The 21,925-nt window shown below is 32.4% G+C and carries 20 protein-coding genes and 1 riboswitch; of the genes, 10 read left to right on the top strand and 10 right to left on the bottom strand.

What is annotated here, in order from left to right:
- Positions 1 to 9: 9 nt before the first annotated feature.
- Positions 10 to 972: an alpha/beta fold hydrolase gene (locus ATE84_RS08005; protein WP_101447428.1), complete on the bottom strand. Its 963-nt coding sequence runs from the start codon at positions 970 to 972 to the stop codon at positions 10 to 12.
- 80 nt (positions 973 to 1,052) lie between these two features.
- A complete protein-coding gene (locus ATE84_RS08000; protein ID WP_101447426.1) occupies positions 1,053 to 2,339 on the bottom strand; it encodes an O-acetylhomoserine aminocarboxypropyltransferase/cysteine synthase family protein in 1,287 nt (428 codons plus the stop codon).
- A 118-nt stretch (positions 2,340 to 2,457) separates the two neighbouring features.
- Positions 2,458 to 2,565: riboswitch (SAM riboswitch) on the bottom strand.
- Positions 2,566 to 2,896: 331 nt separating this feature from the next.
- Here ATE84_RS08000 and metK point away from each other — a divergent pair.
- The 3 genes from metK (at position 2,897) to ATE84_RS07985 (ending at position 5,593) form a co-directional block, all read left to right on the top strand.
- Complete coding sequence (gene metK / locus ATE84_RS07995) at positions 2,897 to 4,153, top strand: methionine adenosyltransferase (protein ID WP_101447424.1); 1,257 nt, start codon at positions 2,897 to 2,899, stop codon at positions 4,151 to 4,153.
- Between the two features lie 213 nt (positions 4,154 to 4,366).
- Positions 4,367 to 4,732 (top strand): hypothetical protein, encoded by a 366-nt coding sequence (locus ATE84_RS07990; protein WP_101447408.1) that lies wholly within the window; start codon positions 4,367 to 4,369, stop codon positions 4,730 to 4,732.
- 504 nt (positions 4,733 to 5,236) lie between these two features.
- Complete coding sequence (locus ATE84_RS07985; RefSeq protein ID WP_101447406.1) at positions 5,237 to 5,593, top strand: hypothetical protein; 357 nt, start codon at positions 5,237 to 5,239, stop codon at positions 5,591 to 5,593.
- Positions 5,594 to 5,671: 78 nt separating this feature from the next.
- Here the strand turns inward: ATE84_RS07985 and ATE84_RS07980 are convergent, their stop codons facing one another.
- Both ATE84_RS07980 and ATE84_RS07975 read right to left on the bottom strand, forming a co-directional pair.
- Complete coding sequence (locus ATE84_RS07980) at positions 5,672 to 6,094, bottom strand: DoxX family protein (protein ID WP_101447404.1); 423 nt, start codon at positions 6,092 to 6,094, stop codon at positions 5,672 to 5,674.
- 86 nt (positions 6,095 to 6,180) lie between these two features.
- The gene (locus ATE84_RS07975) at positions 6,181 to 7,395 is read right to left on the bottom strand and encodes a heparan-alpha-glucosaminide N-acetyltransferase domain-containing protein (protein ID WP_158237207.1); all 1,215 of its coding nucleotides are present in this window, start codon (positions 7,393 to 7,395) and stop codon (positions 6,181 to 6,183) included.
- A gap of 264 nt (positions 7,396 to 7,659) precedes the next feature.
- Between ATE84_RS07975 and ATE84_RS07970 the strand changes: the two genes are divergently transcribed.
- Positions 7,660 to 8,040 (top strand): DoxX family membrane protein, encoded by a 381-nt coding sequence (locus ATE84_RS07970; RefSeq protein WP_101447400.1) that lies wholly within the window; start codon positions 7,660 to 7,662, stop codon positions 8,038 to 8,040.
- Between the two features lie 70 nt (positions 8,041 to 8,110).
- On the opposite strand, the gene ATE84_RS07965 is transcribed toward ATE84_RS07970, so the two are convergent.
- Complete coding sequence (locus tag ATE84_RS07965; protein ID WP_101447398.1) at positions 8,111 to 8,629, bottom strand: DUF302 domain-containing protein; 519 nt, start codon at positions 8,627 to 8,629, stop codon at positions 8,111 to 8,113.
- A gap of 226 nt (positions 8,630 to 8,855) precedes the next feature.
- Between ATE84_RS07965 and ATE84_RS07960 the strand changes: the two genes are divergently transcribed.
- The gene (locus ATE84_RS07960) at positions 8,856 to 9,470 is read left to right on the top strand and encodes a deoxynucleoside kinase (protein ID WP_101447396.1); all 615 of its coding nucleotides are present in this window, start codon (positions 8,856 to 8,858) and stop codon (positions 9,468 to 9,470) included.
- Positions 9,471 to 9,486: 16 nt separating this feature from the next.
- The gene (locus ATE84_RS07955; protein WP_101447390.1) at positions 9,487 to 10,143 is read left to right on the top strand and encodes a DUF2461 domain-containing protein; all 657 of its coding nucleotides are present in this window, start codon (positions 9,487 to 9,489) and stop codon (positions 10,141 to 10,143) included.
- Between the two features lie 42 nt (positions 10,144 to 10,185).
- On the opposite strand, the gene ATE84_RS07950 is transcribed toward ATE84_RS07955, so the two are convergent.
- On the bottom strand, positions 10,186 to 11,427 hold the full coding sequence (locus ATE84_RS07950) for a 3-deoxy-D-manno-octulosonic acid transferase (RefSeq protein WP_101447388.1): 1,242 nt from the start codon (positions 11,425 to 11,427) through the stop codon (positions 10,186 to 10,188).
- Between the two features lie 105 nt (positions 11,428 to 11,532).
- On the opposite strand from ATE84_RS07950, the gene ATE84_RS07945 reads away from it, so the two are divergent.
- The 4 genes from ATE84_RS07945 to ATE84_RS07930 all read left to right on the top strand — a co-directional run bounded on the left by ATE84_RS07945 (position 11,533) and on the right by ATE84_RS07930 (position 17,925).
- Positions 11,533 to 12,678 (top strand): DegT/DnrJ/EryC1/StrS aminotransferase family protein, encoded by a 1,146-nt coding sequence (locus tag ATE84_RS07945; protein ID WP_101447387.1) that lies wholly within the window; start codon positions 11,533 to 11,535, stop codon positions 12,676 to 12,678.
- A gap of 141 nt (positions 12,679 to 12,819) precedes the next feature.
- Positions 12,820 to 15,720 carry a DEAD/DEAH box helicase gene (locus ATE84_RS07940; protein WP_101447385.1) on the top strand — a complete coding sequence of 967 codons (2,901 nt, stop codon included), beginning with the start codon at positions 12,820 to 12,822 and terminating at the stop codon, positions 15,718 to 15,720.
- A 180-nt stretch (positions 15,721 to 15,900) separates the two neighbouring features.
- A complete protein-coding gene (locus ATE84_RS07935; RefSeq protein ID WP_101447383.1) occupies positions 15,901 to 17,175 on the top strand; it encodes an amidohydrolase family protein in 1,275 nt (424 codons plus the stop codon).
- Between the two features lie 6 nt (positions 17,176 to 17,181).
- Entirely contained in the window at positions 17,182 to 17,925 is a 744-nt protein-coding gene (locus ATE84_RS07930; RefSeq protein WP_101447381.1) for a phosphodiester glycosidase family protein, read from the top strand.
- A gap of 182 nt (positions 17,926 to 18,107) precedes the next feature.
- Here the strand turns inward: ATE84_RS07930 and ATE84_RS07925 are convergent, their stop codons facing one another.
- From ATE84_RS07925 to ATE84_RS07910, 4 genes are all read right to left on the bottom strand, one after another.
- The gene (locus ATE84_RS07925; RefSeq protein ID WP_158237206.1) at positions 18,108 to 19,643 is read right to left on the bottom strand and encodes a DUF1573 domain-containing protein; all 1,536 of its coding nucleotides are present in this window, start codon (positions 19,641 to 19,643) and stop codon (positions 18,108 to 18,110) included.
- Positions 19,644 to 19,808: 165 nt separating this feature from the next.
- On the bottom strand, positions 19,809 to 20,018 hold the full coding sequence (locus tag ATE84_RS07920; RefSeq protein ID WP_101447377.1) for a hypothetical protein: 210 nt from the start codon (positions 20,016 to 20,018) through the stop codon (positions 19,809 to 19,811).
- A gap of 184 nt (positions 20,019 to 20,202) precedes the next feature.
- On the bottom strand, positions 20,203 to 20,697 hold the full coding sequence (locus ATE84_RS07915) for a hypothetical protein (protein WP_101447375.1): 495 nt from the start codon (positions 20,695 to 20,697) through the stop codon (positions 20,203 to 20,205).
- Positions 20,694 to 21,683, bottom strand: coding sequence for an RHS repeat-associated core domain-containing protein (locus ATE84_RS07910; protein ID WP_101447373.1), 990 nt, complete (start codon positions 21,681 to 21,683; stop codon positions 20,694 to 20,696). Before ATE84_RS07910 ends, ATE84_RS07915 begins: the two co-directional genes overlap by 4 nt.
- Positions 21,684 to 21,925 lie beyond the last annotated feature (242 nt).

Raw genomic sequence — 21,925 nt, 5'->3', positions numbered from 1 at the left:
TCTTTTTCTTTAAAACACATCTTTTAACAATGCATTCAATTGTTCAAATTCTATTAAAAAGGCATCATGACCATGAACCGAATTAATTATTTTGTGAGTAACATTTTGTTTTACTTCTTTCAGTTTTTTGAATGTAATCTTATCTTCTGCTGCTGTAAAAAACATATCAGAGTCTATACTTATAATATGAATACTAGATTGAATCGATGCGGCTACTTCATTAAAATCTCCACGCCCTTCAGTTATATCGATATTTGCTAGGATATGATTTAATTCTTTGTAAGCAGAAAGCGCAAATCTACTGTCTAATCTTTCTCCATGATACAATAGCCAGCTTTCTATATTATACATATCTTTTTCATCATTATATGTGCGATCAAATTTTTGCCTAAATGATTCTGGAGACCTATAGACTAACATCGCATGTAGTCTGGCATCATGAACTGGGTTTTTAGAATTTAATAAAATCTGCTCTTGCACCAAACAATTAGCCTTCAACCAATCGGTAGATTTCCAATCTGTAGCCACCGGGATTAAATTCTTAATTAAACTGGGATTAAAAGCAGCTAATTCCCATGCAATTCCACCACCAACAGATCCACCAATCACAGCATATAATTCGTTAATTTTTAATAGTTTTAAGCCTTCAGAAAAGATCGCAGCGATATCACGTGCATTAAATATTTTATATTCTTCAATTAAGTTTTCTTCTTTTCCATCATATCCATTTCCTGGAATATTAAAAGACAAAACGGTATATCTATTGGTATCAATGCACTTATCTTTCCCTATCAAACTATTCCACCAACCATGCTCTCCACACACTGCAGAATTACCGGTAAGAGCGTGATTAACCAGAACAATTGGTGCCGTATAAAGCGGTTTTCCAAACACTTCGTACGTGAGATGAATCTGATCAATAGATCTTCCCTTTATCGTGATATAATTTAAGATGTCTAATTTTTGAAGCATTATTTATAATTTCTTTGAGGCTATTTTGGTCACCCTCTTATTATAAATCCTTTTAGAAAGGATAGCGTTTTTTTGATCTTTTAAATTTTGACTTTTACTTTACTAAAAGCTTCTTTCAGGTCTTCTTTTAGATCTTCAATATCCTCGAGTCCAACTGATAACCTAATCAAATCCTGAGTTACTCCAGTAGATGCTTGCTGCGCAGAATCTAATTGTTGGTGTGTAGTACTAGCGGGATGTATAATTAAAGATTTAGAATCCCCAATATTTGCCAGTAAAGAGAAGATTTTTGTTTCATCAGCTACTGTTTTAGCCGAATCAAAACCACCTTTCACTCCAAATGTAATGATCCCACTTTGCCCTTTTGGTAAATATTCCTGAGCTAATTCGTAGTACGTATTATTTTTGAGTCCCGGATACTTTACCCAACTTACTTCTTCTTGTTCTTCTAACCATTTAGCAAGCTGTAATGCGTTTTCGCTATGCTTTTTTATTCTGATTTCTAAAGTTTCCAGACCTTGTAGAATTTGAAATGCGTTAAACGGACTTAGTGCAGCTCCATGATCTCGTAGTCCTTCTATTCTTGCTTTTGCTATAAATGCTGCTGGCCCTAATGCATCGTGATATACTAATCCGTGATATCCTGGTGAAGGTTCTGTAAACTCAGGAAACTTACCACTAGACCAATCAAAAGTTCCTGCATCGATAATCGCTCCTCCAAGAGATGTACCATTACCACTAATATATTTTGTAAGTGAATGAATTACAATATTTGCTCCATACTCAATAGGGTTAAGTAGTGCTGGCGTAGCAACTGTATTATCAACTATCAAAGGCACTTTATTGGCTTTGGCTTCAGATGAAATTGCTTTTAAATCTAATACATCCAACTTTGGATTTCCTAATGATTCTACAAAGAATACACGTGTATTCTCTTGTATAGCATCTTTAAAATTATTTTGATCTGAAGGATCTACAAAAGTTGTTGTAATCCCAAATCTAGGTAATGTAACGTTTAACAAATTATACGTTCCTCCATATAAACTACTAGATGCAACTATATGGTCTCCCGTTTTTAATAAGGTTAGTAAGGTTGTATTGATCGCCGCTGTACCCGAAGACGTTACTACCGCCGCAATACCTCCCTCTAATGCTGCAAGGCGTTGTTCCAGAATATCATTTGTTGGATTATTTAATCTAGTATAAATAAATCCTGTTTCGGATAAATTGAATAGATTGGCAGCATGATCAGAATTATTAAAAACATACGATGTTGTTTGATAAATTGGCACTGCTCTTGTTCCTCCATTGGCAGACACATCATGACCTGCATGTAAAGCTCCTGTTGCAAATTTTTGTGTACTCATAATTTTCTATTTTAAATTTTTAAACAAAATTCAAATACATCAAACACTCGATTATAGTGTATGTAAATAGAAAATTAAAAAGAAAGGAAAACGACAATTACAAAATTGAAATTGTATCGAGTTATCTTCTCTCGCTTAATCGAGATAGAATTTAGCACCTTCTTTAATAATTAAAGGGTTGCTAAGGTTTCACAGGGTCTATTCCCTCCACCTTTCTTAATAACTTACTAATATGTATAAGAAACTTCGTGGCAAATCTAGTAATTATTTTTTAACAACATCGTCTTTCTCTCGAAAATTATTTTGTTTTGAAAAACACCTAACCAAAAATGTTCTTTACTAATCAAAAATTAATGATACGTTAAATGCTTTTAAGTGTTATCATTTTTTTTACCTTTGCCGAAATATTTTTCAGGGAAAGATTTGACTGATTGCAACCCAAGTACTGAAATAACTTTTTTACAGTACAAAAATGCTAAAGCAGTTCGATTTAGATATTCTGTCGAAAGCTTCGCATTGCAATTACGTCTAAAGCATTTTCTATAAAACAATAAAGAATGGCATATTTATTTACTTCGGAAAGTGTATCCGAAGGACATCCGGATAAAGTAGCAGATCAGATAAGTGATGCATTATTAGATAACTTTTTAGCTTTTGATGCTGACTCTAAGGTAGCTTGCGAAACGCTTGTAACTACTGGTCAGGTAGTACTTGCCGGAGAAGTAAAATCCAAAACATATCTTGATGTACAACATATAGCAAGGGATGTCATCAATACGATTGGATATACTAAAGGGGCATATCAGTTTAGTGGTGACTCTTGTGGAGTAATCTCTCTTATCCATGAACAATCGCAAGATATAAATCAAGGGGTTGATCGTGAAAATAAAGAAGAGCAAGGTGCTGGTGACCAAGGAATGATGTTTGGGTATGCCACCAAAGAAACTGCTAATTATATGCCTTTGGCTCTTGATATTTCACATAAAATATTAATTGAATTAGCCAAGCTAAGACGTGAAGGTACAGAAATCCCTTATTTGCGTCCTGATTCTAAAAGTCAGGTAACTATTGAGTATAGTGATGATAATATACCTCAACGTATTGTTGCCATCGTTGTATCTACACAGCATGATGATTTTGACAGCAATGATGATGCAATGTTGAGTAAAATAAAAAATGATATTATTTCTATTTTAATGCCTAGGGTAATTGCTCAATTACCTAGTTATATCCAACAATTGTTTAATGATCAGATTACATATCATATTAATCCGACTGGAAAATTTGTGATTGGTGGACCACATGGTGACACTGGTCTTACTGGAAGAAAAATTATAGTCGACACTTATGGTGGTAAAGGAGCTCACGGTGGAGGTGCATTTTCAGGTAAAGACCCAAGTAAAGTAGATCGATCTGCTGCATATGCTTCTAGGCATATTGCTAAAAATCTTGTAGCTGCAGGAGTAGCAAATGAAGTATTAGTACAAGTATCATATGCGATTGGTGTTGTTGAACCCACCTCTATTTTTGTAGACACTTATGGAACTGGTACTCTGGGATTAACAGATGGAGAAATTGCCGAAATAGTAGGTGAAATCTTCGATATGCGTCCAGCTGCGATTGAGAAACGTCTTAAATTACGTAATCCCATCTATCAGGAAACAGCTGCTTATGGACATATGGGTAAAGAACCGCAAACGATTACTAAAGTTTTTGAAAGCCCGTATTCTGGTAAAATAGAAAAAGAAGTAGAACTATTTACCTGGGAGAAACTTGATTATGTAGAAAAAGTAAAAAAGGCGTTTAAGATTTAACGTTTATCTGATTTTATAGTTATTCATCGAAAAATCAGGTGCAGCCCTGAAGAAATGAGGTTTTCCCGTATTACAAAATCAAGTATTATCATTACATTTACCCCATAAACGTTATAAGATACATAACATATCTATTCGGGGGGAATAATTTTGATATGTTTTTTTAAAAATTTTAGTGTATCACAATTGATTAATACATTTAAATTTAGGGAAATGAAATTAAAATTTGCATTAAGCATCGCTTTTTTATTAGTGTGTAGCATCTCTTTTGGTCAAGATTTTAAAAATGATCTTTCTTCAGTAAAAACCATTGATAATCAAATTCAACAAGAGCAATATAGTACTGATGAAATTGCTATGACGGATCGTTTAATAATACAAACTCCTATAAAAACTAAAAGTAAAGATTTTTATAGCAAAAAAGAGTGGCGAAAAATCAAAAAACAACTCAAAAAAAATAAAAGGAGAGTTTCTAACACAAAAAATAGTGTGTACACTTATAAGGTTATTGATACTATATATATAGATATACCGTCTTTTAATACTGTTAGAGGCAAATCTCGTTTATCAGGTTGGTAAATTTATAATTAAGTCAAAAGTATTTCTTTTTCAATTAATTATCCTATTTCTCTTTAATAGCATATTATTACCTCTATCATATCCAAAACTTGACGTTTTTATCTTCTTTTGAGATTAAAATAAGTGTGTTTTCTTGAAAAAAAACTGTTTTCAAGAAGATTAGTACATTTATTTAATATTTAAAAAAACAGCGTTCAACCCCTATTCTAGCTTAACTGGCCCAGTATTTTATGTTTTTTTGAGAAAAAAATAAAATAAAATTTTCACCCAACATTTAGAAAAAAATACGAATAACCACGGTACTTACCAGCTCTATTTAGGGGAAAAATCCCCATACTGTGTTGCGGTTTTTCCGTATTCAAAATTGAATTAGTATAACTATCTTAGTAACTGAATATCAGTCATTTATTTATTTTTTGGATTGTAAAAATTAACCTTATCCAAATTTCTATAAATAACTTCAATTTTATACTTATGATTACTAACCCCCAAAAATCTAAAAAAATGAAAATGAGAATCGCTACGACTACAGTGATATTGATATGTATATCGTATTCATCAATAGGACAAAGTAATACAACTGACTTCAAACCTATTACTATCACTAATAATACGTTACAAAAACAAAACCTTTCTCACACTAATACTAATCCAATAGAGGCAAACAAAAATGTAGCCCAGCGATCAAAAAACACCAGTATATACAGTGAAAAGAAGTGGAAAAAAATAAGAAAACAAATTCAAAAGAATAAAAAGAGGCTTTTTAAATATAAAAATAGTGTCTATGCTTCAAAAAAGATAGACACTGTATATCTAGATATTCCAACCTATAGCGGAAAATCTCGTTTATCGGGATGGTAAAAAAAAATAAAAAAACCGTTCATTGAGCGGTTTTTTTATTTTTAATAATGTATTAAATCTTATTCTATCTTTACAGCTTCACTGTTCCATTTTTAAATAGTAATCTACAGAGTGTTTCCCCGAACCGTAGAACAAGAAAAATACACATAGTAATAGAATTATACTGGCAATAATAAGATTTGCCACATTCATCTCTCCTATAAAATTAATGAGTACTGCCCCTATTAATAATGGAAGTTGAGCTGTAACTGACCATCGTGTCAGTAATCCAAAAGAAATAAGCACGCCCCCTATTAAATGTGCCGGAGCTACATAATGAATTATAATCATAGCACCTGCAAGGTTTTGAACAGGCTTAATAAGGTCTACAAGAATCTGGCTATTACTAATAAAATTTATTCCTTTTATAAATAAAAAAACTCCTAAGGCAATTCTTAACAAATCTAACGGATAATACGTATGTGCATTAGCCCATTTGTTTAACGATTTTATTGTTGGCATGACAAAATGAGTATTGATTAGACCACTATAAGGTACTGATTTTTAATACAATAAAAAAACCAACTGCCAATACAAAGACTACAATACTACCGTCTTGTATATCTAATGTTTCGATAGGTGCGAATAATAGTATTTCTAAACAGTATAAAAGCTTCTGGTAAAACAGCTTTTATCTTCTGGTTTGTCGATTTAAATACATGATGTGTTTGAAGCTTCAGTTCTTCTTCATATTTATAATAACATAAAACTATTGCACATACACCAATTATAAATAATAATGCTCCAATAAAAGTTTGTATCGGGGTTAAACTGTGATAAAAAAAGCGACTAAGCCCTAATCCAAACCAACTTCCGTAAAGCACAAAAAAGTGGACTATATAGATAGATAGTGTGCTCCCTCCTATTTTGGTTATCATATGATTTGTAAAATAATTTTTCATCATAATAAATACAGAAAAAAGCATACACACATTTCCCAATCTTATAAACAAGAAGTTGTTATAAGCTACTGATTTAAAAATGCCCACACCTGTCATTCTATAAACTACCATTAACATAGTTGAAGAATAGAACACCAATACTACTCCTATGGATAAAAGCATTATAGCAGCATAAGGGTAAAACATCTTTTGTTTTCCGTATTTCAAAAACAAACTAGCCATAAAACTACCTATACACACATATCCAAACCAAGGTAGTAATGTAAAAATAGATCCGTTTCTATTTGTAAAATAATTAGCAACTGTTTGTGGTAAAAACTCTAGTATACAACTACCGTATATTGGTTGCAGAAGAAAAATAATCACTCCAATACCCAGTATTACATTTTGAAACCACGCTTCATTAATTTGACTCAAAATAAGATACACTCCTATCAACAGCAACAATGATGTACCAATACATTGCAATACATCTACATAGAAAAATGAAGGGTTTACTGTTCCGGTAAAGACTGCATAAAAACTTAATCGCAATAAATATCCCCAAAAAATAACCTTAGTAGCACGTTTTATACCTTTCAAAACTCTTGGATTATCAATTCCTTTCGTGTTTTGCTTTAGTAATAAATACGTAAAAATAAAGCCTGTTATCGTAAAAAACGTTGGGGCAGTCATTCCTCTAAAATACTCCCAGATCGTATACACAATATTATTTTTATCCCTATACACATCACCTAAAAGAGAATGTACAAAATGCCCTTGAAGCATCATAAGAATAGCAAATGCTCGAATTGCATCAAGAAAGTGCAATCGACTAGTACGTTTGGTCATTATTGTAGTCTTTGGTTGGGTTGTTTCCAAAAAACGAGTTTTCGAGTTGTATTATTGCTTAAAAAAGCGCAAATCTAGGTAATTTTTATGGGTTTCGTGTTGATTTTAAGGCGTTTATCTCTGAGCCTATATATTTGTGGGATTTTACGTAAAAGAAAAACTCATATAAGTGTTCTATATCGGCAGTTTTAATACTTTAAACCCATATAATCACTTAGATCTCATCTGCATCCCGGCAATTTTAAAAAGGTTAATACGTTAAACAATAGTACTAATAACCAAAATTTTCAATCTATGAATACAAAAGTAATTTTAGGAATTAGAATAGTTTTTGGACTTGCCATTTTATTTTTTGGATGTAATAAATTGTTTTATTTTATGGATCCTCCAGCTCCTTCAACCAAAATAGCTATAAGTTTTTTAAAAGTTTTAGTATCCTCTAAAACTATGATGCTGGTAGCCATTGTAGAAATCTGCGCAGGAGTTGCCTTACTAACCAATAGATTTGCTCCCTTAATGATGGTCATTCTAATGAGTGTATCAGTCAATGCATTTTTATATCACATTAAACTTGATACCGAAAATTGGATCATCGGTGTTGTGTTCTTAGCCCTAAACATCTTTATGCTATATATCTATAAAGATCACTACAAAGAACTCCTAAAAACACAATAACAAATAGAAATAAAAAAGATGCCTTCTTAGGCATCTTTTTTATTTCTATTAAACATCACCTAATTAGTTATCATACTCCTGTAGCTCCTTTTGAAAGATTATCTAAAGCTTTAGAAATGATGGCTAAGACATCATCTTTACCATTAATCTCATGACGAAGTTTTAAAAACCCGGGATCATTGTATGAAACATTAACAACACCTTTATCATCTTGCCATATTAGAATCTTTTGCGGAAGATCTAATCCTGTAATTTGAGAATTCTGCATCAAAGGAGTTCCCAATTTAGGATTACCAAACATAATTACTCGTGTTGGATTTAATTCTAGATCTACTGATGCCGCATTTGCTTGATGATCCAATTGTGCTACAATCTTTAGGTTCGGATTATTCGTAATGATTTCTACTAATGTATTATAAGTATCTTCAAAGTTTTTAGAACTAACTTTTGTAATTACACCCTGCGCTTTGATAATTTCCATTTTTTGTTGTGAATTCGTTTGTACATCTTTGGACGTATCGTTTTGATTTTGATTACATGACATTATCACTATTAGCAATGAAACTCCCAATATTTTATATGTTGTCATTATAGTTTTTTTAGGTTGCACTCAATTAGTCGTAATAATCTACTCTATAATTACAGGTCATATTTTACAAGTTATTTACCTTGATCAAGGGAGTACTTAAGTTTTAAAATACACATCTTACTGAAATTCTTTTCTATCCTTTTTATGTTACTCATAAAATCCACTATATTTACGCCCGAACTTTAACGTACATTTTTACAAAACACCTCAAGAAAAACAATCAACTATGCATATAGCAATAGCTGGAAATATCGGCGCCGGAAAAACAACATTGACCCGATTACTTGCTAAACATTATAAATGGGAAGCTCATTTTGAAGATGTATTAGAGAACCCTTACCTAGAGGATTTTTATAATAAAATGGAGCGTTGGTCTTTTAACCTTCAGATTTATTTCCTTAATAGTCGTTTTAGACAGATATTAGATATTCGTGAAAGCGGAAAAGATATTATCCAGGATAGAACGATCTATGAAGATGCTTATATTTTTGCTCCAAACTTACATGCAATGGGGCTTATGACCAATCGTGATTTTGAAAACTACAGATCACTTTTTGATCTTATGGAAAATGTAGTCGAAGGTCCTGATTTATTGATTTACCTTAGAAGTAGTATTCCAAATCTGGTCAATCAGATTCATAAACGTGGACGTGAATATGAAAATACAATTAGTATTGATTATCTAAGTAGACTTAATGAACGATATGAGGCATGGGCACATAATTATGATAAAGGCAATCTTCTTATTGTAGATGTAGACAATGTCAATTTTGTGGATAATCCAGAAGATCTGGGGAGTATTATAAATCGAATCGATGCAGAGTTAAACGGGTTATTCTAATCTTTTTTTAGTCAAGATGGATTTTAATGCACTCTTTCGGTTTCTACAGGATTTACAGGCCAATAATCATAAAGAATGGATGGATGCTAACAGAAAACAGTATCAAACTATTCGCAAGTCATTTATTCAATGGCTAGATGAATTGGATGCAAAATTAGCTACAATCGACCCCAATTACTATCCTACATCAGGTAAAAAAGGAATTAATCGTATTAATAACAACTTACTTTTTCATCCTAATAAGCCTGTATATAAGGATCATTTTGCTGCAGGATTGGATCAACGTACCAAGCAAGGTGATTTTTATATCCAAATTGGGGTTAACGAGTGCGAATTGGCTGGTGGTTATTGGAGACCAGAGAACAAAATGCTGAATAGTATTCGAGAAGCGATTGATTATAATGGAGATGAATTAATCAAGGTTTTAAACAAAAAAAGCTTTAAACAGACCTTTGGAGGAATGTACCTGGATAAAGATAAACTAAAAACTACTCCCAAAGGCTATCCTTCTGATCATGAATATATCGATCTGCTACGCCATAGAACATTTGCTGTAATACATCCTTTAACCAAAGAAGATATTCTTAGAGAAGATTTTATGGACAAGGTGATTACTGTATACAAAGAAATGCTTCCGTTTAGACGATATTTTAATCAGGCTGTCACTGTGTAGTAGTTAAAAATCATCACGATTCTTTGTCATTTTACTACTATTCTAATTAATTTTCTTATTTAAATACGCCATAATCATTCCAGTAGCCCCTGTATTACTATTGATAAAATGTCCAGAAATCATTCCTGTTTTTTCTCTAAGTTTTTTATCCTCGACAAGTTTATTTAGTATTTGGCTAAATTCATTCGCACTCGAAACCGAAAATAAGCCTGCCAATTTCTGAAGTTGCTTAGCCTCTCTAAATTTTTCAAAATTCTTACCAATAATGATTGGGATTCCAAAAGTTGCCGGCTCTAAAATATTATGTAATCCCCCCGTTCCCATAGCTCCACCTACATATGCTATATCGCCATAACTATATATTCGAGATAAATACCCAATAGTATTCATAATAAATACCTGTTGATCTTTTAGCACTATTCCTTCTTTTTCAGAATATAAAACGGTTTTCTTTTTGATCTTTTGTTTCAATGCATTTGCGCTACTATCTTTTATTTCGTGAGGAGCAACAATAAAACAAATCTCATTAGGAGCATCGTTTATATACTCTATAAAAATTTCTTCATCTTCTGGCCATGAGCTTCCTATCACTATACAAAGTCGCTCATTAATGAAATCTGAAATAAAACCAACATGATTATCCATTTCTATTTGATGAGACACCCGATCAAAACGTGTATCTCCACTCAAAGTAACATTAGTAAAACCTTGTTTTTCTATTAGTGTTTGGGATATTTTATCCTGAACAAAAAAGTGATCTATGGTCTGCAAAGTTTTTCTCATAAAACCACCATACCATTTAAAAAATGCCTGATCTTCTCTAAATGTTGCAGATATAAATACTGCTGGAATATTTTTGCTTTGTAATATTTTCAGGTAATTAGGCCAAAACTCATATTTTACAAAGACAGCAAGTTCGGGTTTTACAAGTTGTATAAACCGAATGGCATTTGCATTTGTATCCATAGGTAGATACACAATAATATCAGCCAAAGCACTGTTCTTCTTGGCTTCATAACCTGACGGGGAAAAAAAAGTGACTACTATTTTATGATCAGGATGCTTTTTCTTTAGGGCCTCCATTACAGGAACACCTTGCTCATATTCTCCTAAAGATGCACAATGAAACCAGATAACACGATCTTGAGAAGGAAAATATTTCTCAAGAGTTTCAAAAACTGTTTTCCTTCCATTAACAAATAATTTAAGCTTAGGGCTTAACAAACCTATTATAGGAAGTACGCCACTAAATATTGCAATAAAGATGTTATATAAAATGTTCAAAAATGATAATTTTTATGAATTGCTAAAATACATTTCTTTTATCTAAAATTCCATTGGCAATAGTATCAATATTTTGTACTTTCGTGAGGTTACAATAAAACATTTATGAAGAAGATACAAATGGTTGACCTTAAGGGTCAATATGAACAAATCAAAGAACATATAGATTCATCTGTTCTTGATGTTATACAATCCACAGCTTTTATTAATGGTCCTGAAGTACATAGTTTTCAAAAAGAACTAGAGGATTATCTTGGAGTAAAACATGTCATCCCTTGTGCTAATGGTACAGATGCATTACAGATTGCAATGATGGGATTAGGCCTAAAACCTGGGGATGAAGTAATTACTGCGGATTTTACTTTTGCTGCAACAGTAGAAGTAATTGCATTGTTACAACTTACTCCTGTTCTGGTAGATGTAGAACCTGATTCTTTTAATATTGATCCCGAAGCCATAAAAAAAGCAATTACTCCAAAAACGAAGGCTATTGTACCTGTACATCTATTTGGACAATCTGCCAATATGGATGCTATTATGGCTATCGCCAAAGAGCATGATTTATATGTAATCGAAGATAATGCTCAAGGTATTGGAGGAAGTTATCATTCTAAAGACGGAAATACTTCAAAATCCGGAACCATAGGTCATGTAGCGTCTACTTCTTTTTTCCCTTCTAAAAACTTAGGGTGTTATGGAGATGGTGGTGCTATCTTTACTAATGATGATGATCTGGCACATACCCTACGTGGAGTAGTAAATCATGGAATGTATAAGAGATATCATCATGATGTTGTGGGGGTAAATTCTCGTTTAGATTCGATACAAGCTGCAGTACTAAGGATAAAGCTTCCTAATTTGGATCGCTATAATAGTGCCCGACGAGAGGCAGCAAAAAAATATACAGCGGCTTTTGCCGATCAGGAACATATCATTACTCCAACTATTATTGACAAAGAAGACACTCATGTGTTTCATCAATATACACTTAGAGTAATCGATGTAGATCGTGATGCTCTGGCTAAACATTTAAATGATAATGGAATTCCTTGTGGTGTTTATTACCCTATCCCTCTGCACAGTCAAAAAGCATATCAGGATGAACGCTATAACGAAGCTGATTTTCCTATAACCAATCAATTAATCAAAGAAGTCATTTCTTTACCAATGCATACAGAATTAGATGATGAACAAATTGGTTTTATCACTAAAACTGTTATTGATTTTGTAGGCAAATCTGTAACCATCTGAAGTATTTAAAAAAATAAGACGAAGTCGAAAAACATTGAAGAAGAGTTTCTTTGATGTTTTTGGTTTTGTTTTAAATGGAAGAAGGAAAAGAAATCTATCTTCTCTAAACCTAATTTAATCTCTTAAACTTATTCATTTTTCATGGATTCCCTTTGCATTTGTTATAACCTTGTTGATCACAGTCTTTCTAAAATTCCCCTTTTACCAGAAGCATATGTTGTACCAATAACGAATGGCCATCTTGGCTATGTAGAAAAACAAGCAACCCCTGAAACTTTAGAAAGCTACGAAATCATATTTCATGACACTCCTCATGAGCAATTACTAGAGATATGCTCATCCTTAAAAATCAAAGCATTAGAACAACAATTTATGCCTGTAAAAAGGAGAAAAAGCTTAACCTTTTCAGATGTATTAAAAGATCCAAAAATAAACGAAGTTGTACTTAGTTATATAAGCAAAAAATTATCTGTTTTCTATTCCCTGATTGTTACTAATCAATATGCAATAACTAGTAATGCTCAAAGAAAAGATCCTTTCGAAAACCATAAATTATCGATTGGCAACACTATACTGAAGCCCATTCTAGAATTCACTAAGATAGATGAAGGCATTGAATATGCTTTTTCTCTAAAAAACAAAGACACTCTCATTATTCCTAAAAATAATGATATCCAAATATTACTTAACGAGCCTTCGTGGATTATAGTAGATAAATACTTGTACCAAATTGAAAATCTAAATGCCAATAAATTAAAACCTTTTTTTGATAAAGAAAAAATTACCATTGCCCAAAAGCATATCAAAATTTACTTAGAAAAAGTAATCATACCCATAATTAAAAATGTAGATGTTATAACCCATGGTTTTGATATTATTACACATCAAGATATAGCATCTTATGGAATAGAAATTATCCGGGATTTTATACAAGATACCTATGTGATTAAGGTTATTTTTGAATATGACACTATACTTTTTGACTATAATAGCACAAAAACTACGGTTTCTAATGTGCATTTTAAAGATGATGATCAAATTCAAATTATCCAAACCAAACGTAATCCAGAAGCTGAGCAAGAGATTATTGACCTACTAATATCAAAAGGGTTACAGGTAAATAACAATCTATTACTAGAAACTAAAGTTTCTGATGATCCTTTTGAAATCCTAAACTGGTTAACACTGAACAAGGAACAATTAGAAGCAGATGAATTTGAGATAAAACTACCTTTATTAGATGATAGAACAGTCAATATTGATGCATATACCATCGAGATTGGCAGTCAACAAGAGAATGATTGGTTTGATATTAAAGGAGTTGTTGCTATTGGAAATCAAGAAATTCCTTTTTCAAAATTTATAACACATATCAAGCAAAATAATCGTTTTTTCCCAATCGGTGATGATGAAGTTTTCATTATCCCAAAAGAGTGGATGACACGATATAAAAAACTTGTAGATTTTGGGCAGATACAAGATAAAAACATACGTATTACTAAAAGTAACTACATCCTGTTAAAGGATATCATTCCGCCAGAAGAAATTAGTATTGAAGATGCTACCAGTCATCATTATGAACCATCATCTAAACTTAAAGCGACATTACGACCATATCAGGAAAAAGGAGTGCAATGGTTGGTCAATCATCATTACAATAAATTAGGTGCCTGCTTAGCAGATGATATGGGATTAGGGAAAACCTTGCAAACTATTGCGATGCTCGTTTATGCAAAAGAACAACTAGAGCCCATAGATAAAAAGGTTGAAAAAATTCGGTTAGACTTATTTATCGATCCTCTAGAAGTAAAAACCTACCTCAAAGCTTTGATTGTACTCCCCTCTTCTTTGGTATTTAATTGGGCACAGGAAATAATAAAATTTGCTCCACATCTTAATATTGTTAAATACATAGGCCCTGATCGTAAAAAAATTACTCCATATCTAGAGACTTACGATATTATTCTCACTACCTATACTACAGTATCAAAAGATATTACTGCTTTAGAAAAAATAAATTTCACCTATCTGATCACAGATGAGAGTCAACAAATCAAAAACAAAGAGTCTAAAATATTTCAGGCGATAAATAATATACATACTACCCATAAGATTTCTCTGAGTGGTACACCAATAGAAAATTCATTATCTGATCTTTGGTCTCAGATGGAATTTATTAACCCGGGAATGTTAGGTAGTTATCCATTTTTTAAGGATCGCTTTAAAATTCCGATAGAAAAACATCAGGATCCAGAATGTATCAAAGAGCTAAAAACATTGATAGATCCTTTTATACTGAGAAGAACTAAAGAGCAGGTTGCCAAAGACCTTCCCAAATTATCAGAACAAACGATATATACAGAAATGCTTCCTGAACAGGAGAAGCAATACGAATCTCAGAAATCAGCAGCCAGAAATCTACTACTAGGTATTGATGCTGAATCAACAAATAAGATCCATATTCTTAATACACTCACCAAACTTCGACAGATTGTAAATCATCCTAAACTTATAGACAATAAAACAAAAGATCCATCAGGAAAATTTCAGGATGTTACACATTACCTTGAGACACTGGTCAAAGCCAATAAAAAAGTACTTGTATTCAGTTCTTTTGTATCTCACCTTGACTTATACCAGGAATGGTGCAGGGAACATAATATTTCTTATGTAACCTTAACTGGCCAGACCAAAGGTACAGATAGAGAAGCGGTGGTATATGAGTTTCAGAAAAACGATGCGGTATCTTTATTCTTTATTTCTCTAAAAGCTGGCGGTGTAGGACTCAACCTCACCAAAGCATCTTATGTAGTATTATTAGACCCATGGTGGAATCCGTTTATTGAAAAGCAAGCAATTGCCAGATCCCATCGTATAGGACAAACCAATAATGTAATGGTAACTCGATTTATTACCAAGAATACTATCGAAGAAAAAATATTGCAACTACAGGAAAAGAAAAAAGGTCTGTCTGATGAGATTATTGATATAAATGCTATACCACAGTATATAGAACAAAATCTAGAAGAGTTATTAGAATAACTTGATTATATCATTTATAAAAACTCTATAGCCTCACAAGTTTTAAAAGCTTATGAGGCTTTAAAACTTACCTTCTATTTCTAAAAGAAATCATAATCTCTCCCTCAATCACAACAATTTATTTTAAATTGTTCTTTTTGTATATTTTAATTTATAGTAATTTTTCACACACCATCACATATGAAATATCTATACACAGTACTTTTTGCATTGATTAGCACGACCATTTTAGCTCAAAATACTTACCTACAATGCGGGAAATTAATTGATACCAAAACAGGTACAGTTCTAACAGAAAAAACAATTGTCGTTTCCGGAAATAAAATTATTACAGTCGAAAATGGTTTTGTAACTGGCAAAAAAAATGACATCACTATTGATCTTAAAAACAAAACAGTGATGCCCGGTTTGATTGATATGCACGTACACCTTGAAATGGAAACAAACCCTAAGGCTTATCTGCAAAAATATACAGATAGTGAAGCAGATGTTGCTTATAATTCTGTTGATTTTGCAAAGAAAACATTAATGGCAGGTTTTACTACAGTGCGGGATCTGGGAGGAAGCGGAGTCAATATTTCACTAAAAAAAGCAATTAAAAGAGGTAAAATTAAAGGACCCAGAATATTTACAGCTGGCAAATCTCTAGCTACCACTGGTGGACATGCAGACCCCACTAACGGAAGTAAAAGATCTTTAATCGGTGATCCAGGCCCTAAAGAAGGTGTAGTAAATAGTATCGAAGATGCAAAAAAAGCAGTACGACAACGCTATAAAAATGGGGCAGATCTCATTAAAATTACAGCTACTGGTGGCGTATTAAGTGTTGCAAAAAGTAGCTCTAATCCACAGTTTACTGTAGAAGAGATTAAAGCAATATGCAAAACTGCTAAAGATTATGGATTTCATGTAGCAGCACATGCTCATGGTGACGAAGGAATGCAACGTGCCATTTTGGGTGGTGTAAAAACGATTGAGCATGGCACATTAATGAGTGAAAAGACTATGGATTTAATGAAGCAGCATGATGCATATTTAGTACCTACCATTACCGCAGGAAAAGAGGTTACCGAAAAAGCAGCTATTGACGGGTATTACCCTGCTATTATTGTTCCTAAGGCCTTGGAGATCGGTCCAAAAATTCAAAATACATTTAAAAAAGCATATGATCGCGGTGTAGGTATCGCTTTTGGTACCGATGCAGGAGTATTTAAACACGGACAAAACGGAAAAGAATTTGGTTTTATGGTCGAAGCTGGTATGCCTGCAATGGTAACTATACAAAGTGCTACCACCACCAACGCCAAAATCCTGAATATGCAAGATCAGATCGGACAAATTACTCCTGGTTTCTTAGCCGATATCATAGCAGTAAATGATGATCCTACTCAAAAAATTAATGCGATGGAGAATGTCGTATTTGTAATGAAAGATGGAAAAATATATAAGAACTAACAAATAATGAAAAAACTCATTAGCTCTATCATAATACTTGGAGCTCTGATACTATTCACCAGTTTCTTTTTTGTTGAAAAATCAGAAACCCAGGTTGAAAAATCTCGATTTTTAAGCTACGAGATAAATCCCTTGCAACAAGAGTTACATTTCTATTGGAAAAATAAAAATCTCAGTAATTACAAAAGCTTTCAAAATTTAAAATCAGAACTAGAAAAACAAAACAAGGAATTGGTTTTTGCAATGAATGGAGGGATGTATAACAAAGACTTATCTCCGCAAGGGCTTTATATTGAAAATGAAGAAATCAAAACCAGGATTGATACATCTCAAAGTGGATATGGTAATTTTTATCTTCAGCCTAATGGGATATTTTATTTGACTAAAAAAAACAAAGCTGTCATTTGCACCACAAAGATGTTTATGGGTAGTAAGAACATCAAATATGCCACACAATCTGGTCCTATGCTCGTGATTGACGGAAAAATCCATTCCAAATTTAGAGAAGGGTCTTCTAATGTTCATATTAGAAACGGAGTAGGAATTTTACCCAATGGAAATCTTCTTTTTGCAATTTCTAAAGAGAAAACTAATTTTTATGATTTTGCTTTCTTTTTTAAACAACATGGTTGTAAAAATGCATTATATCTGGATGGATTTGTCTCCAGAGTATATTTACCCTCTAAAAATCAGCATCAATTAGAAGGAAACTTTGGTGTCATTATAGGGGAAGTTAAAACAAGTAAGTAGTACTTATCCTTATTTTTACAATAAAACTAAAAATACTCTCTTCATAATCATATAAAAATCCACAACATCACTGCTGTGGATTTTTACTAATTTATCATTTTTATTTTGGTCATTCTGCTAAATCAGTAGGGTATTACCTAGCCGATATTTAGCCTGCTTTTATCCCAACTCTACATTGCGAATTACTTCACAGAAGAAGATAAAAGTACATCAATAGGTGCTCCTATAGATGGAGTTATAGTCAATTTACCATTAAAATTCCCAGAATTACCTGAAGTAAAATCAAGAGTAATAAATACATCTTTTCCTGGTGCTAAAGGTGAAAATTTTGAACCTAATTTTATAGAACCATTATTAGTAAGATGTGTACGGCTAGTAGAACTATTACCAGAAAGAGTAATACTGCTAGAAGAAGACCCATTAGTACTTGAAGTAAAGAAGTCTAGTTTAATGCTGTTAATGGTCTTATTGGTATTATTGGTTAATTTAATAGTTACTTTCTTCGCTAAGCCTGGTTTTGAAAAGCTTCCAAAATTAACAGACTGTTTATCGACAACTACCTTACCTGTAGTAGGTCCTGTCACAGTTCCAGAATCGGTTACGGTAGCAGAAAGTTTTATTTCGATAGGGTTTCCTATTGATGGTGTCAAAGTTAATGTACCTTTAAAACTACCTGGATCTGTATTACCCGAAGTAAACTTAACAGGGATATTAATTGATTTCCCAGGAGCTAATGAAGAAAAATTAACAAGGGTCGCTTCCACAGAACCAACAACACCTGGTGAAGTAGAAAGCTTGTGTGTAAGTCCTTCTAGAGTTTTATTTGTATTGTTAGTTAATTTAACAATTACTTCTTTCATAGATGCTGTTCCTGTTCCTTTTGGTAAGCTTCCAAAGTCAATAGAATTTTTGTCCACTACAATAGAACCTGTAACATTAGCAGCAATTACCATAGCAGAAAGATTTACTATAATAGGTTCTCCTATAGATGGAGTTAAAGTCAATGTACCTTTAAAACTACCTGGGTCTGTATCTCCAGAAGTAAACTTAACAGGGATATTAATTGATTTCCCTGGTGCTAATGAAGAAAAATTAACAAGAGTTGCTTTCACAGAACCAACACCTGAAGTAGAAAGCTTTTGTGTAAGCCCTTCTAGAGTTTTATTTGTATTGTTAGTTAATTTAACAATTACTTCTTTCATAGATTCTGTTCCTGTTCCCTTTGGTAAACTTCCAAAGTTTATAGCATTTTTATCTACTACAACTTTACCTTCAACAGGTTTATCATCTGCTTTAACTACATTAACAGACAGGCTTACTTCTACCGGTTTTCCATTTGAAGGTGTTAAAATTAATTTACCTTGATAAATCCCTAATTTAGTAGTTTTTGCTGATGTGAATTTAACAGGAATATTTATTGATTTTCCTGGCGCTAAAGGTGAAAATTTAAAAGAAACACCTATAGCTCCTCCAGAAATAGTAACCTTAGATGACAAACTATTTATAGTTGCTTTAGAACTGTTTGTAAGTTTTAAAATTACTTCTTTACTATCACCTTGTTTTACTTTTTCAAAATCAACACTAGACTTATCTAACTTAATCGATACCTCATTTACTACTGGAGGAGTGGCATCATCGTCCTTATCACAGCTAGTGATACTTATGGTAAATAAAACCACTAATACACTAATAATTAATTTGCTTTTAAACATTTTCATAATTTTATTGTTTGTTTGTTGTTGTTCTATCATGTTGATATGAAATCATGGTATGAAATTAAAGGTCTCACATCAACGTGATAAAGTCTTATTTCATTTCTAACAACAGCTAACTTTTAGAAGACCCTATTTTTTATTTTACTTTAAGAAATCTTTAGGGTATTTTTAGAATATTTTTGGAAATCTATCTAGGGCTATTACGATAATTTGTACCTGTAGTCTAATAAATTCTTCTTGTAGCTCTATAGTTTTTTGATTCCAAGTATTGAGAAATACGTTATAAGCATCTGTAGAACTCTTAATTTTTGTTCTGTTCTTTTTAGTGATATGAGATGAGTAGCTGATCTGTATCTCAGCAATGTTGTTTGTTAGCATAGATTTGGTTTTAATAGGGTTGTATTATTATTTTTCTACTTTCTGGTAGGCTAGAGAACTGTTTTCTTAGTTCACTCTAGAGCATAAAAAAAGAGCTGCATTTCTACAGCTCTTTTTTACTTATATAATTTATTTGATAATCAAACTTTATAATACTCTTTTTTAAAAGCACCAGTTTGACCTATTACCGAGCATCACTCGTGAAATCTATACCCTTTAGGTTATCAATAGTTTCGACTTCTTTAGAACTACTAAGTTCGTATTCTTCATTAAAAAGTTCCAAATCCTTATTTAACCACTTAATTTGTTTATAAATTGATTTTCCATTCTTGTTCCGTTGAATTTCAATTTGATATTCTCCCTTAAAAAAAGATCTTAATAAAACCTCTAGCTTTTCAAATTTTTCAGTCTCATCAAAGAAGACCATTTGTTCATGGGAAAGAAAACGCAATTCAATATATTTTCTAGTTAAAGCTAAGAAAATAAAATCTTCACTACTTTTTTTAAATGATAAGTGATGTTCCTTTTCTGTTACTGAAAAATCAACTATAATTAAATCTGATATTAGTGACATATAATTGTCTAATAAATAACTAACAACTATTATATAATTATTCTCAGTAGTTTGTTTTTGCAAAAAAACATTAAGCTCTTTAATAATATTTTTTATCGATATCATAGTTTTATTTTTGCTTTTTTAATACGGTTCAAAAATAAATGTTTCTTGCCGCCACCTAAACCATAATTAATATGTGTTGTAAAAATAGGAACCCCTTTCCTGGTATTAAAACTCCCTCTTTCTAGACGAATCATATAATTAGTTACTCTATTCCTTACTCCCACTGAAAACATAATATCTCCAGTTTTAGCTCTTCTAACCCCTTTAGTGATCACTTGATAAGTAGTTTTTAGGTGTTTTGAAAATCTACCTAAAGACATAGCTCCCTTTACTGCTCCAACTGCAGCTGTAGGACCTGTTGGTAATATATACATCAACATTTCTGCTGCTTCTGCTTGTGATGCTTGAATACTACCTCTTAATGCACTTAATCTTGGCCTGTAATAGAAATCATAATAGTATTTATTGTAATTCTGTTCTCCTGCTACATAATCCGTACCATATTGCAAGTTATATTCTTCTGTCGTCCCTGTAAATGAAGTGTTATAATGGCCAACATCCGCACTTTTTATAAAATCTGGCATTTCACTTCTGTTGTTATCTCCTTCAATACCGTAGGCTACGGGATCTCCTGTAGTTACTGTAGCTTTTTTCTTTTCTCCTTTCTTCTTCTTTTTTGGATCTGTTCCTCCATATTGTTTTTGTAATGCTCCAAAAGCAAGTTTTGCATGTTCTCCAGTATATCGAACACCTCCATTAATTTGTTCAACCGATGCACCGCTGGGGTCTGCCCAAAACACAGGATTATTATCAAAACCATTATAAGTAGAGTTAGAATGATGTGTAACAGGATCAATACTTGTCCACCTTGCAATTGCAGGATCGTATTGTCGTAAATCCATTTCATAAAGGTTCAGGTCTAAACTTTCGGTAAGTTCTATCCCATTAAACCCATAATTATGCTTTCTACCATTTACAGCTGATCTAGGATCATTTCCACCATATTGATGTTGGAGTCCAAAAGGATAATAATTCTTCTCCTGCACAATCTCACTTTGCGATATAGAACCATTCTTATCCGCATCTTTATAGGATAATCTGATATTACCAAGGTGGTCTTTAAACTGGTATACATACTTATATCCATCTGCTTCTTTTTCTACATAGCCTTCTGGGTGATTAAAGAACTCTAATACACCATTCTTATAGATGTAATTACCGGCATACTCCTTTATACAAAAAATCTAGCTTTTTGAACCTATTTTCTGGTCTACTATTGCTAAAATGT

Source organism: Aquimarina sp. MAR_2010_214, from assembly GCF_002846555.1.
In the GTDB taxonomy this organism is placed as follows: Bacteria; Bacteroidota; Bacteroidia; order Flavobacteriales; family Flavobacteriaceae; genus Aquimarina.
The sequence above is the reverse complement of the archived record's forward strand: the minus strand, read 5'-3'. Positions and strand labels throughout refer to the sequence as shown.